Source organism: Cobetia sp. PDI-12MA (genome assembly GCF_059507695.1).
Genome location: NZ_CM183351.1, coordinates 1,477,715 through 1,490,440, shown reverse-complemented (window position 1 = coordinate 1,490,440; position 12,726 = coordinate 1,477,715). Strand labels below are relative to the sequence as shown.

The 12,726-nt window shown below is 55.1% G+C and carries 9 protein-coding genes; 6 read left to right on the top strand and 3 right to left on the bottom strand.

Annotated features, from left to right (window positions below; genetic code table 11):
- Window positions 1–30 precede the first annotated feature (30 nt).
- The gene (locus AC5WNI_RS06390; protein ID WP_043336840.1) at window positions 31–1,827 is read right to left on the bottom strand and encodes an NAD(P)/FAD-dependent oxidoreductase; all 1,797 of its coding nucleotides are present in this window, start codon (window positions 1,825–1,827) and stop codon (window positions 31–33) included.
- Between the two features lie 420 nt (window positions 1,828–2,247).
- On the opposite strand from AC5WNI_RS06390, the gene AC5WNI_RS06385 reads away from it, so the two are divergent.
- The 5 genes from AC5WNI_RS06385 to AC5WNI_RS06365 all read left to right on the top strand — a co-directional run bounded on the left by AC5WNI_RS06385 (window position 2,248) and on the right by AC5WNI_RS06365 (window position 9,415).
- Window positions 2,248–4,299, top strand: a complete 2,052-nt coding sequence (locus AC5WNI_RS06385; protein WP_279837671.1) for a sigma-54-dependent Fis family transcriptional regulator — start codon at window positions 2,248–2,250, stop codon at window positions 4,297–4,299.
- Between the two features lie 530 nt (window positions 4,300–4,829).
- The gene (locus tag AC5WNI_RS06380; RefSeq protein ID WP_279837672.1) at window positions 4,830–5,819 is read left to right on the top strand and encodes a DUF1852 domain-containing protein; all 990 of its coding nucleotides are present in this window, start codon (window positions 4,830–4,832) and stop codon (window positions 5,817–5,819) included.
- Window positions 5,820–5,916: 97 nt separating this feature from the next.
- Complete coding sequence (locus tag AC5WNI_RS06375; protein WP_279837673.1) at window positions 5,917–6,951, top strand: methionine synthase; 1,035 nt, start codon at window positions 5,917–5,919, stop codon at window positions 6,949–6,951.
- Between the two features lie 282 nt (window positions 6,952–7,233).
- On the top strand, window positions 7,234–7,752 hold the full coding sequence (locus tag AC5WNI_RS06370) for a flavin reductase family protein (protein WP_279837675.1): 519 nt from the start codon (window positions 7,234–7,236) through the stop codon (window positions 7,750–7,752).
- Between the two features lie 646 nt (window positions 7,753–8,398).
- Window positions 8,399–9,415: an IS30 family transposase gene (locus AC5WNI_RS06365; protein ID WP_495928936.1), complete on the top strand. Its 1,017-nt coding sequence runs from the start codon at window positions 8,399–8,401 to the stop codon at window positions 9,413–9,415.
- An 80-nt stretch (window positions 9,416–9,495) separates the two neighbouring features.
- Here the strand turns inward: AC5WNI_RS06365 and AC5WNI_RS06360 are convergent, their stop codons facing one another.
- Together AC5WNI_RS06360 and AC5WNI_RS06355 are read right to left on the bottom strand one after the other, a co-directional pair.
- Window positions 9,496–10,281 carry an HNH endonuclease signature motif containing protein gene (locus tag AC5WNI_RS06360; RefSeq protein ID WP_279837541.1) on the bottom strand — a complete coding sequence of 262 codons (786 nt, stop codon included), beginning with the start codon at window positions 10,279–10,281 and terminating at the stop codon, window positions 9,496–9,498.
- Window positions 10,274–11,722: an ATP-dependent nuclease gene (locus AC5WNI_RS06355; protein WP_279837540.1), complete on the bottom strand. Its 1,449-nt coding sequence runs from the start codon at window positions 11,720–11,722 to the stop codon at window positions 10,274–10,276. Before AC5WNI_RS06355 ends, AC5WNI_RS06360 begins: the two co-directional genes overlap by 8 nt.
- Window positions 11,723–12,143: 421 nt before the next feature.
- On the opposite strand from AC5WNI_RS06355, the gene AC5WNI_RS06350 reads away from it, so the two are divergent.
- The gene (locus tag AC5WNI_RS06350) at window positions 12,144–12,380 is read left to right on the top strand and encodes an Abi family protein (protein WP_495929172.1); all 237 of its coding nucleotides are present in this window, start codon (window positions 12,144–12,146) and stop codon (window positions 12,378–12,380) included.
- Window positions 12,381–12,726 lie beyond the last annotated feature (346 nt).

Here is a 12,726-nt window from a genome sequence, read left to right as displayed (position 1 = left end):
ACGCTGGCAGACTGCCCAGCGCCACTGGCCTCAGCTCAGATGGTGGACTTCCTGAAGGCCGTAGACCGGCGTCGGAATACCCTCGAGCCGCGCCTTGAGCTGCAGCGCCAGATACTGGGAATAGTGGCGCGACTGGTGCAGGTTGCCGCCGTGGAACCATAACGCCTGCTGCTGGGTCGGCTTCCACATGTTGCGCAGCTCGCCCTCCCAGGGCCCGGGGTCCTTGAGCGTATCGGAGCCCATGCCCCAGCATTTTCCGACCTTGTCGGCGACGTCCTGCGAGATGATGCGTGCCGCCCAGCCATTCATCGAGCCGTAGCCGGTGGCATAGACGATCAGGTCAGCGGGCAATTCCGAGCCATCGGTCAGAGTGACCGAGCGCGGATTGATGCGCTCGATGCCGACGCCACTGCGCAACTTGATGTCACCATTGGCGACCAGATCACAGGCGCCCACATCGATGTAGTAGCCGGAGCCGCGGCGCAGGTATTTCAGGAACAGGCCCGAGTCGTCATCGCCGAAATCGAGCAGGAAGCCTGCCGCCTCCAATCGACGGTAGTAGTCGGCATCACGCTTGCGAATCGCCTCGAAGATCGGGCGCTGGAAGTCAGGCAGTATCCGGTAGGGGATCGAGGCAAAGATCAGGTCCGCCTTGTGGTGATCGATGCCGTTCTGCACTGCCTGCTCGGAGTAGAGCGGCCCCAGCGCCTCTTCCATCAGCGAGTTGGACTTCACCACATGCGTGGAGGAGCGCTGCAGCATGGTCACATCCGCGTCGTGCTCCCACAGCGCGGCACAGATATCGTGAGCGGAATTGTTGGCGCCCACCACGACCACCTTCTTGCCACGATAGGCATCCGGCCCCGGGTGCTGGCTGGAGTGTTGCTGCTCACCTTCGAAGGTTTCGGCCCCCGGAAAGTGCGGCACATTGGGCATGCCCGACATGCCCGTGGCCAGCACCAGTTGCTTGGGCCGCAAGGTCACGGGCTTGCCGTCGCGTACCACCTCGACCACCCACTCGCCGCTCGCCTCATCGAAGTGCGCACTCTCACAGGCCGTGGAGCTCCAGTAATTGAGCTCCATGATCTTGGTGTACATCTCCAGCCAGTCCGCGACCTTGTCCTTGGGCGCGAACACCGGCCAGTTTGCCGGGAAGGGGATGTAGGGCATGTGGTCGTACCACACCGGATCGTGCAGACACAGGGACTTGTAGCGATTGCGCCAGGCATCGCCCGCACGCGGATTCTTGTCGATCACGATGGTTGGCACATCCATCTGTCTGAGCCGCGCGGCCAACCCGATGCCGCCCTGACCGCCACCGATGATCACGCAATACGGCTGGCGCTCGTAGCCCAGCTCGGCTTCTTCACGCTGGCGTGACTCAAGCCAGGTCTCACGCTGCTTGTTGGCACCATGCTCGGCGCCCTTGGGGCGCTGCATGCCCAGCGGCTCGGGAAATTCCTTGAGTTCGCGCATGGCGGTCAACAGCGTCCAGCAGCGCCCTTCCTTCAGGCGCAACAAGCCCTTGCCGCGTGCATCGGCGGTCTCGAAGGTGAACCAGGCTTCGACGATGCCGCCAGCCTCACTGGCCTCACCATCCAGTTGCCAGCGAGAGGGAGCGACATGCTCGAGGGTCGCCGCGAGCATCGACTGGATCTCATCCTTGCCCTCCGACGTCTTGAGATTCCAGGTGAAGGCGATCAAATCGCGCCAGTAGCATTCCTCGCCAAACAACGAGAGAACCCGGGCGATATCGCGCTGAGTCAGGGAGGACTCGAAATCATCGAGCCATTGCTGAGCGATCTGAGTTGGCGTGCGTGCGGTCATGGCGTCTCTCCGCGTGTTGTTGGATGTTGTAGTCACGCCTTCCATCCAAGGCATCAAGCATGCCAGCTTCGTCATGCACGACTGACAAAGCTCGTAAGCACTTGTCGTGAATGACAAAAATTCGCCACTACCGCGTCACCAACCTCCTCGCCTCGCTGGGCTCTCCACCTTTCTTGTGACAACTGTACGCCGTACGCCTGACACGGGGCGTTACACCTGTAACGCCCCGACCAAGGATGCAGGACAGGGTGATTGACGCTCCCGCCACACCGCATACGCTTGAAGGAGCACACGCCGCTTTTGCCATGCCGCTGTTGTGACAACCACGATTGCCACTTTCACAAGCGCCATCGCCACTTGCACGAGAGCCATAGCCACTATCAAAAGAGCCGTCCCGAGACGGCCAGCGCCGAGGCAGCCATGACCCGCCAACTCGACACGATGCAGCCCGACAAACGGCAGCATATCCAGACCCTGATGCAGCTGGGCGAAGGCCGCGACGCCTCCCCCGAGACGCAGCGCGACGTCATCCGTCGCTCGTGGCAGCGTTGTCTGGAGGAATATCAGCTCGACCCCAGCCGCCCTCGCCCGGTCCGCGTTCTCACCCAGCAGGCGCTGCGCGATCATCAGGAATCAGCGGATGAGCTGCTGCACGTGGCGCGTGCCGGGGTGGAGCGGCTCTATAGTCAGATCGCACAACATGGCTATGCGCTGATCCTCACCGATCAACGCGGCATCGCGGTGGATTTTCGCGGTCAGCGTGATCAGTTGAGTGAGCTGCGACGTGCCGGTCTCTACCTCGGCTCGGACTGGAACGAGCGCTATGCCGGCACCTCGGCGGCGGGCACCTGTCTGCACGATGGCGCAGCCGTCACCTGCCACCAGCGTGAGCACTTCGATGCCACCCACATCGACCTGACCTGTACGGCGGCGCCCATCACCGATCCCCAGGGACGTGTGATCGCCGCCCTCGACATCTCGGCGCTGAAGTCACCCCGCCCGCAGGAGAGCCAGACCTTTGCGCTCTCCCTGGTCACCCTGCATGCCCGCATGATCGAGGATGCGTACTTCCTGCATCGCTATCGGGATTGCCTGATCCTGCGCTTCGACACGGCGCGGGAATTCGTGCACCTGAATGGTCGTGGCCTGTTTGCCATTCAGGAAGATGGCAAGGTGATCGCCGCCAACCACGAAGGCCGACGCCTGATCGATGCACATCTGGCGCGCTGGCCACCGTGGACGGTCTCCACCCTGCCCGCCGTCACGCAGCTGTTCGATGGGGAGCTCAATGAGCTGTTGAGCATTCCGCACGCCAGCCTGGATCAGATTCGCGCCTTCCGTCTGCGGGCGGACGACGCCATCGTCTTCGTGACGCTGATCGAGCCACGCGGTTATCCGGTGCGGGCCCTCCCCACTGTCAGTCAGCAGGATGACCCGGTGCCCGAACTGGACCAGCTCGCGGGAGATGACCCTTCCATGCATCGGCTGCTCAAGCTGGCGCGCCGCATGCGCCATGAAAACGTGAGCATCCTGATTCGTGGCGAGACGGGAACCGGTAAGGAAGTGTTGGCGCGAGCCCTGCATGACAGCGGGCCACGCGCCAAGGCGCCCTTCGTGGCGGTGAACTGCGCGGCCATTCCGGAATCGCTGATTGAAAGTGAGCTCTTTGGCTATCTGCCGGGTGCCTTCACGGGAGGAAGGCCCAAGGGCATGCGCGGCCTGATCCAACAGGCCGACGGCGGCACGCTGTTTCTGGATGAGATCGGTGACATGCCGCTGCCGCTCCAGTCGCGCCTGCTGCGCGTACTCGCCGAACGGGAGGTGTCGCCACTGGGGGCCGAGACGCCCATCAAGGTGGATATTCGCGTCATCACTGCCACGCATCGTGATGTCACGGAGCTGATCGCCAGCGGGCAATTCCGCGAAGACCTCTACTACCGACTCAACGGCGCCGAGCTCCTGCTGCCCGCACTGCGTGAGCGCGCCGACCGCCACTACCTCATTCGCCAGCTGCATGCGGAGCTTCAAGCCGAACGCGACCAGACACTCCACCTGCGCGCCGATGCCATCAGTGCACTGTTGAGTCATCACTGGCCGGGCAACATACGCCAACTGCGCAATGCGATTGCCTTCGCGATGGCCACCGCGGAAGGCGATGAAATCACCCTGGATGATCTGCCGGAGGTCTGCCAGACCCACACCGGCAGCGCCCGCGGGTCTGCCAGTCCGCTTGCCGCTGCCTCCCCCTTCGCATCCAGCGCTTACTCGAACCCGGCCTCTCCAGCGTTCGCATCTGCAGGAGCTGATGCGGAGACTGATGCGGACGCCAGCGAACTTCTCGAGCTGTTACGCCACACGGATTGGAACGTCAGCCAGGTCGCCCGTCAACTCGGCGTATCACGCCCCACCATCTACCGCCGCATGCGCCGCCACGGCCTGGTGGCCCCTAATCATCAGCCGCTCGCCTCATGAACCAGCTGCATCTTCATGGCCGAGTGTGAAGAGCATGAAGAGTGCATAAGCATGAGCATGTCGTGCTCTGAAGTTGTAGGGGGTTGCCACGCAAGCCGGCCCGAGCAGATGTTCGGGCCAGCCCGTATGCTGTCCTCTCCTTTCTCCTTGATCCTCTACTCGCTTCAGCTTCCTTACGGCTCACATTGCGCCCTTGTTGAGCATGCCACTCCCCGCTCGTTTCGCCTGCTTTCACAGCATCAGGAATGACGCCCACCCTCATCATGAATCTTACTCAACTTGAAAATTAAAAAATCCAGTTTGTCTCATGGAGCCAGGCACTAGATACTCACCTGCATCAGATCGTTGATGAAGACTTCCCATGACGCTGCACTTCACAGCCAGCACACGGAACGTGATGGCGAACAGCGTGCCTCTCCCGGCATGGATGCGTTCTCACAGAGAGCAACCCGCTCACGAGACGCCTGAAAGATCACGGGAAGATGTCGACGACACAGTGAATTTTCTCTCTCAGGATCAGGGTGAACGCCATGAGCAACGAATTCGGTTTCAGCATCAACAGTCTGCGGTTTGACGAGAACTACGTTCCGGCGGAAAACACCCGCCTTACCACCAACTTCGCCAACTTGGCGCGTGGTGAAAGCCGTCAGCAGAACCTGCGCAGCACGCTGAACATGATCAACAACCGATTCAATGCGCTGGCCAACTGGGACAACCCCAAGGGCGACCGTTACTCCGTCGAGCTGGACATCATCTCCGTCGAGCTGAATCTCGATGCCGCGCGCTCCGACAATGCTCTGCCGATCATCGAGATCCTGCAGACCACCATCGTCGACCACCAGACGAATCAGCGCATTGACGGCGTGACCGGCAACAACTTCTCGTCCTACGTACGCGATTATGACTTCAGCGTGCGCCTGCTGGAGCACAACAAGGGCAAGGAGTCCTTCAGCGTGCCGGAGCAGTTCGGTGAGCTGCACGGCAACCTGTTCCAGGCCTTTGTGGGTTCTCCCACTTACAAGGAATGCTTCAAGAAGCCGCCGGTCATCTGCATCAGCGTCTCCACCACCAAGACCTACCAACAGACCGAGAACGTGCACCCGATCCTCGGGGTTGAATATCGCCAGGACGACGATTCCCTGACCGATGCCTACTTCAGCAAGATGGGCCTGAAGGTGCGTTACTTCATGCCGCCAGGCAGCGTTGCGCCGCTGGCCTTCTACCACACCGGCGACCTGCTCAACGATTACAGCAATCTGGAACTGATCAGCACCATCAGCACCATGGATACCTTCCAGAAGATCTATCGTCCCGAGGTCTACAACGCCAACTCCGTGGCCGGCAAATCCTATCAGGCGAGCCTGAAGCAGCAGGACCATTCACTGACGCGCATCGTGTACGACCGTGAAGAGCGCAGCCAGCTCGCCGTCGAGCAGGGCAAGTTCGTGGAAGAGAGCTTCATCAAGCCCTACCAGAGCCTGCTCGAGCAGTGGTCGGCCAACTGGTCCGCCAACCAATAAATCCCTCATCGGTCAGCTCACTGATCCGCAAACAGCGCGCGCTGATCGACGAACGACATTCGCTATCTGAATCATTCCAAGGACAAGGTTATTCATCATGACGAGATTACTCCCGACCTCTACCGCTGGCAGCCTGCCGAAACCGTCCTGGCTCGCCGAACCGGAGGTCCTCTGGTCCCCCTGGAAGCTCGAAGGTGAGGCACTGATCGCAGGCAAGCAGGATGCCCTGCGCGTCTCGCTGCAGGAGCAGCAACACGCCGGGATCGACATCGTCAGCGATGGCGAGCAATCGCGTCAGCATTTCGTCACCACCTTCATCGAACACCTGAATGGCGTGGATTTCGAGAAGCGCGAAACCGTCAAGATCCGGGATCGCTACGAGGCCAGCGTGCCGTCCGTGGTCGGTCCGGTCTCGCGCCAGAAGCCGGTGTTCGTCGAAGATGCCAAGTTCCTGCGCTCGCAGACTGATCAACCGATCAAGTGGGCACTGCCTGGCCCGATGACCATGGTCGACACCCTCTTCGATGGCCATTACAAGAGCCGCGAGAAACTGGCGTGGGAATTCGCCAAGATCCTCAACGAGGAAGCCAAGGAGCTTGAAGCGGCAGGCGTCGACATCATCCAGTTCGATGAACCGGCCTTCAACGTGTTCTTCGATGAAGTGAATGAATGGGGCATCGCCACGCTGGAGCGTGCGATCGAAGGCCTCAAGTGCGAGACCGCCATCCACATCTGTTACGGCTATGGCATCAAGGCCAACACCGACTGGAAGAACACCCTGGGCTCCGAATGGCGTCAGTACGAAGAAGCCTTCCCCAAGCTTCAGCAATCCAACATCGATATCGTCTCGCTGGAATGCCACAACTCCCACGTACCGATGGAGCTGATCGAGCTGATTCGTGGCAAGAAGGTGATGGTTGGCGCCATCGACGTCGCCAACAACACCATCGAGACGCCGGAAGAAATCGCCGAGACCCTGCGTAAGGCGCTGCAGTTCGTGGATGCCGACAAGCTCTACCCCTGCACCAACTGCGGCATGGCCCCGCTCTCCCGTGAAGTCGCCCGCGGCAAGCTGCAGGCACTCAGCGCTGGCGCTGCCATCGTGCGCAAGGAACTCGAAGCGCAGCGCTGATCGCTTGACCGAGACAGAGCACGGGCTAGGGCACAGCACTGAAAGATAGCGCCAGGCTAGTTCTAAACCGAGTTGGCCCGACGAAAGTGCTCGAGAGTGGAAGCCCCTGCGGCTGATACCGCCGCAAACAAAAATGGCCATCGTGAAGAATTCACGACGGCCATTTTTTCATCACTCTCACTCTTGTCACCCTTGTCACCCCAGCGCCCAATTCCGCGCTCTCGTTGCAGCCCCTCCCCCACGGCTGACAATTACCACCTCCCTAATCTTGCAGGACCTGCCATGTCACTCTCCGACACCAACACTACTACCACTATCGACTCCACCAGTTTCCGTGAAGCCCTCGGCCACTTCGCCTCCGGCATCACAATCATCACCACCCAGGTCGACGACGAGCCGATCGGCTTCACCTGCCAGTCGTTCTACAGCGTCTCGATGAACCCGCCGCTGGTCTCCTTCAGCGTCAAGGCAAGCTCGTTCAGCTACCCGAAGATCCGCCAGGCAGCGCGCTTCGCCGTGAACATTCTCTCCAGCGAGCAGAGCCACGTCTCCAACCAGTTCGCCAGGCGTGGCGCAGACAAATGGCAAAGCATCGACTGGCAGCTCTCCCCCCTCGGCAACCCGGTGATCAATGACAGCCTGCACTGGCTCGACTGCAAGATTCACGCAGAGCACCCTGCAGGTGATCACCTGATCGTGATCGGGGAAGTGAAGGGACTGAACTTGGATGTTGCAGGGACGACGCGGCCATTGTTGTATTTCAAGGGGAAGTACGGGGGCTTGGCTGGGGGTGAAAAATAAGACTGGAGGATACTGGTCGGCTGAAACCTTCAGGATCAGACCAGGGGATTGTGAGTTGGCTTTTAAAAAAATAAGCTACTGATACACAAGGAAAAGCAACCGTAATGAAGCGAAAGGTACAGTTCTTTTGAATCAGTAGGTTAGCGAAAGTTGAGGATAGCACACGAAGCTGGTGTGTGTACCCGTGGTGTACCTGATCGCTGCACTATAGTCTGTGCAGCTCTGGAGGGGTCACTTCACTGGACGAGTACTTTCGCATCCAGGACCGTACCAAGTGGTACGAGCCCTGGAGGAGATGCCGAAAGACCTGGATGACTGCTTCGTCAGTTACAACGCTAAACGCCCCCACTATGAACGCAACATAAAGGGGATGCCCCCATATACCGCGTTCAAGAAAGGACTTCCCAAGTCACCGAAGAAAGAGCTCAGGAAAGCGGCGGCAAACACTGCTTAACTATAGGGAGCCCACGGGGGCATGTGTCAGGCGAACACCATCACTGTACATACGGCATCGACACGATGTAGACACCGTATCAGCAACCAGCAAGTTTTGGAGGCAAATAATTTAATGCCAACACAAACCTATAACCTCTTGGCTGCAGATTCTGAGTGCAACACCTGAGTTTCCCTGTAAGGTATTGCGCTCATGTCATACTCAGAACTCAGCATCACCGATCGTGCCACTATCCAGGTTTGCCTCTCTCAAGGCCTAAGCCTCCGAGCCATTGCTCGATGCCTAAGTCGTTCTCCCTCCACTATCAGCCGCGAAATTCGCCGAAATAGTGTGCCGGGCAACGACTATCGAGCTGAACGCGCGCAAGTGTCGCGACTCAAGCGTCGGCGCTTTTGCCGGCCCAAGCGAAAGCTTTCCATCGGTACTGAGCGGTTCAGGCTTATCGAGTACCTTCTCCGCCGCTACTTGTCTCCTGAGCAGATCGCCGGCAAGCTTCGACACATGAATTTACCCAAGCTTGAAGACGCCTACGTCTGTCGCGAGACAATTTACACTGCCATCTATGCGCTGCCAGTTGGGCAACTGCGCAAAGAGCTCATCCATTGCCTGCGGCATGGCAAAAGTACGCGTAAGCCTCGCCGTGGTGAGACGGACCGCCGAGGTCAGATCCCCGACATGGTCAGCATTCACCTTCGCCCGCCCGAGGTGGACAAGCGCGAGATGCCTGGGCATTGGGAAGGCGACCTGATCAAGGGCAAAGGCAATGCCTCAGCGGTTGGCACTCTTGTAGAGCTCAGTAGCGGATACTTGATACTGGCAAAGATGCATGATGCGACTGCGACCTCAGCCGTAGAGGGCTTCAGTGCCGCGCTGAACAGAATGCCATTGGCAGCACGAAAAACCCTGACGTATGACCAAGGACGGGAGATGGCTAGGCATGCCGCTATCACGCAAAATACTGGCGTCGCCATCTACTTCTGTGATCCCCATAGCCCTTGGCAAAGAGGCAGCAACGAGAATATCAATGGCCTGATTCGCCAGTATCTCCCCAAGGGGACGGATCTGTCGCTGACTAGCCAGGAAGAGCTGGATGCCATTGCCTTCGAACTGAATATGCGGCCTCGAAAACGATTCGACTTCAAATGCCCTATCGAGGTGATGAATGAACTGATGGCAAAACACAATGAAGCGCCATCCTCAATTCAATAGAGTGTTGCACTCAGAGCCTGCATCCGCCCCTTAAAAAAAAGAAACCACACCTGACTAGGCGCCCCTCTTTTGGTTTTGATTCAAGCCATGGGCCCCAGTTCTTCTAGCTTTTTATATATCAACGCCTCATAATGATTAACTCCAAACTTAGACTCGGATTTAATTCTCTCTCTGCGCATCTCACGCTTGAAATATTCAGTATCTCTTAAATCTTCATCCATCTGCATCATCTCAATAACGTATGTTATAACTGAAACACCTTGGAAGTTATATCTCTCTATCAACCCAAGCTTTTCTACATGAGTGGAAACAACCTCATCTTCTTTTAAAAGATGAAAACTCACATAAAGCTCACTTAAAGAGACATCAACCCCTAAAAAATCATTCGGCAAATAGTCAAAATAAGGATTGAAGTACAACCTTTTTCCATTCTCTACCACCCTGGTTCCTTTTTTCCCGTTACACCAACCACAGCAAGGTATTAAATTACAGCTCAGAAAAGAAAACTCCGGGTATATTTCTTTAGGCAAATAGTGATCGTTTGTATAGGGCTCAGAAATCAAGCAATAAGGACATCGCCTTATTTTTGATAAAACCTTAACCCTGAAATCATCTAACTCATCTCTAAGGGGAGCTGGCATTCCCTCGTAACATGACTTCAACTCACTAGATATATTCGAAAAATTAGCAACAACTCCTACATTTTCAAGACTGCGCCTATTTCTCATGTAATGAATAGCACGCGCTTCCAAGTCTCTTTTCATCCTCATTATTGGGGCCACAACATCCCTAGACTTCCCACTAGCATCCAGCTTACTCAGGCTTCCTCTAAAGGAATAAAACGGCTTCCTATCCAACTTAATCATTTCTTTCCTTCTTTGTTGCCGTGGAAAGAAAGGCTCTAGCTTGAAGACCTAGGCTTTTAGAGAACAATCCCTCAATTTGGTCCTTACCATACCCCTTGTCTTTTATCAAACTTTTAATTATTTGCTTATAGTCATGCTCGGGCTCTACAAAGCCAAAAGACTTCTCCATAATAACCTGAAGGTTCTCGCCAAAGCTTTCGTTATCAAGATTCTCAGCCGAAATTACTGCCCCTGATCTATGGACCACATTTATATAATCACTAGGAATTTGCTGCAGGATTACGGGAGAATGTGTGGCCACTATAGAAAATGATTTCTTTTTCTTTAACACCCTATCAAAACTTACCATTAAACTCCACAAGAGCCCTGGGTGTAAGTGGTTTTCGGGTTCATCAAAAAGCACGAGACTATCATCTTCTAAAAATGCTGAGAGCTGGCAGATGATACTCAAAGATATTTTCTGCCCTGAACTCATGCTCTCAAATGATGCCTTCAGTTTTTTTAAATCTTTCGCATCTTCAATATGCTCTGAAAGAGAAGTCTCTATAAACCTCTCCACCTCTTCAAGTAACTCAACATCCTCTATTTCCCAAAGGGCATCACTCACATCTTTCCAATGATCTCGGCTGGACTTAATGACAAAATCGCCGTTCTTTTCGTCTCTCTTCCTAATTCCAATGTACTTGTAATCTCTTTCTTTTTCAGGAATATTAAAGTCATCAAAAGCACTGTAAGAAATGGCGACAACTCGACTTATTGGAGGTCTTTCAGGGATAAAAACCGAGTCATCATTATTCTCAACAATATCATAAGAAAGCCTGTTCAAAAGACGCGTCTTTCCGCTTCCATTCCTCCCTATAAGTACGTTTATCGTGCTTGGCAGCTCCGAAAACATATCAAAAACAAAATGCACCGAGGAATCGCTTTTATCAAACACCGACCCCTTGTAAGTAAACTCTATTTTTGAATATTTTGTACAACCAAAATAGTAGTCACGACCTTCCTTCAAACACTTCTTCGCTTCAGAACCTCTAAGCAAAGAATCCCAGAAAGCTTTATGTTCTTTCACGCCCTCTTCAGGAGGATAATAAACTGCAGTATCTCTTAAACCATGAAGAACTTTATCACCTAACTCTTTCCCTAATTCGGAAAGCCCTCTATAGTAATCGAGATGCTGTCCTAAAGAATAAAAATCCTCCCCAAGCTTTTCAAAAGTCTCAGGCAGTTTTGTTGATGTGTTTTCTTTCCTGTTGTCCAGCGTAGACTCATCATCTAGCTGGGTAGTCATCACCTTCACTTCTCCAAGCTCGATCACTTTACCGTCATGATAAAGAACTGCATCAAAGCTTGTTGAATACGAGTAGTCATCCCAATTTATTTTTGTAAGACAAACTGTAGGGATGCCTTTTTTAACTAAGTTATTTCTAGTAGTGAAAAACATCTAAAAAGCCACCTTGATTAACATCAAACCACTCCCCATCTTAAATCACTCCAAAGCCATTCAATAGATTACGGACCGCATTAAACGGATACCAAAACAAATCTGGCTCAATAACTAAAGCAAACATCACCCCCAGAATCTGCGGCCAAGTAGGTCTATAGAGGATATTTAACTTCTTCATGACACTATAAAATTGATATACACGGCTACCGCACGGCGCTGCAGCAGGGCAAGCTCCGTCCAAGGACCATACGACCCAACGTCCTGTTAAGTCGGTCAACAACCGTAAACCCGAATATGTGAAATTTCATGAAACCTAATGATAGCTGAATTGGTGCACCTGCGGGTATAGGTCGTCAGTTCAATGCGACACTCTGCGTCGCCTGAACGATACGCTGCCTCTGTACCCCAGCGCGCCTAGCTGCGCCCTTCCCTCTATAGCACCCAACTCCACGCCGGAAATTTCCGCACCATTCATGAACGCCTCTGGATCAAGCACTATCGGCAAAAACACGGGCCGCGGCTGCCGATCTGGGTCGCCGTCGAGACCTCGGACTTAAGCACTCTCTCGCAGCTCTTCGTCATAATGAAGGTGCCGGACCAAGTGAGGATCGCTCAGAAATACGGCACTCAGGACTGGAAGGTGTTACAGAGATGACTTCGCTCGCTGAATACCTGCGTAACGTCTGCGCGCACAACAGCCGGCTCTGGAACTGCAATGTCCTTGACCAGCCAAGGCTACCCGAGCAAGGTGAAGTACCGTGGAAGTTCAGGGACGCAAAGCGCCTCGCCCGCCCCTTCCTGCTATTGAGTATCGTGCAGCACATGGCGTTGATAGTTTGCCCAGAAGCCGAGTGGCATCGACGTCTACAGGCACATCTGGAGTTATTCTCGGAGCCTCATTCCAGAAGAGGGCTAACGCTGGAGAACATGGGGGCTCCACCGGGCTTAGAGCGCTGGTGGGCATAATGAAGGTGGGAGCACACAAAAAAAGAACCCCCGCG

Coding starts and splice junctions, on each gene's coding strand:
- AC5WNI_RS06390 (WP_043336840.1), bottom strand. CDS start 1,827: ATGACCGCACGCACGCCAACTCAGATCGCTCAGCAATGGCTCGATGAT.
- AC5WNI_RS06385 (WP_279837671.1), top strand. CDS start 2,248: ATGACCCGCCAACTCGACACGATGCAGCCCGACAAACGGCAGCATATC.
- AC5WNI_RS06380 (WP_279837672.1), top strand. CDS start 4,830: ATGAGCAACGAATTCGGTTTCAGCATCAACAGTCTGCGGTTTGACGAG.
- AC5WNI_RS06375 (WP_279837673.1), top strand. CDS start 5,917: ATGACGAGATTACTCCCGACCTCTACCGCTGGCAGCCTGCCGAAACCG.
- AC5WNI_RS06370 (WP_279837675.1), top strand. CDS start 7,234: ATGTCACTCTCCGACACCAACACTACTACCACTATCGACTCCACCAGT.
- AC5WNI_RS06365 (WP_495928936.1), top strand. CDS start 8,399: ATGTCATACTCAGAACTCAGCATCACCGATCGTGCCACTATCCAGGTT.
- AC5WNI_RS06360 (WP_279837541.1), bottom strand. CDS start 10,281: ATGATTAAGTTGGATAGGAAGCCGTTTTATTCCTTTAGAGGAAGCCTG.
- AC5WNI_RS06355 (WP_279837540.1), bottom strand. CDS start 11,722: ATGTTTTTCACTACTAGAAATAACTTAGTTAAAAAAGGCATCCCTACA.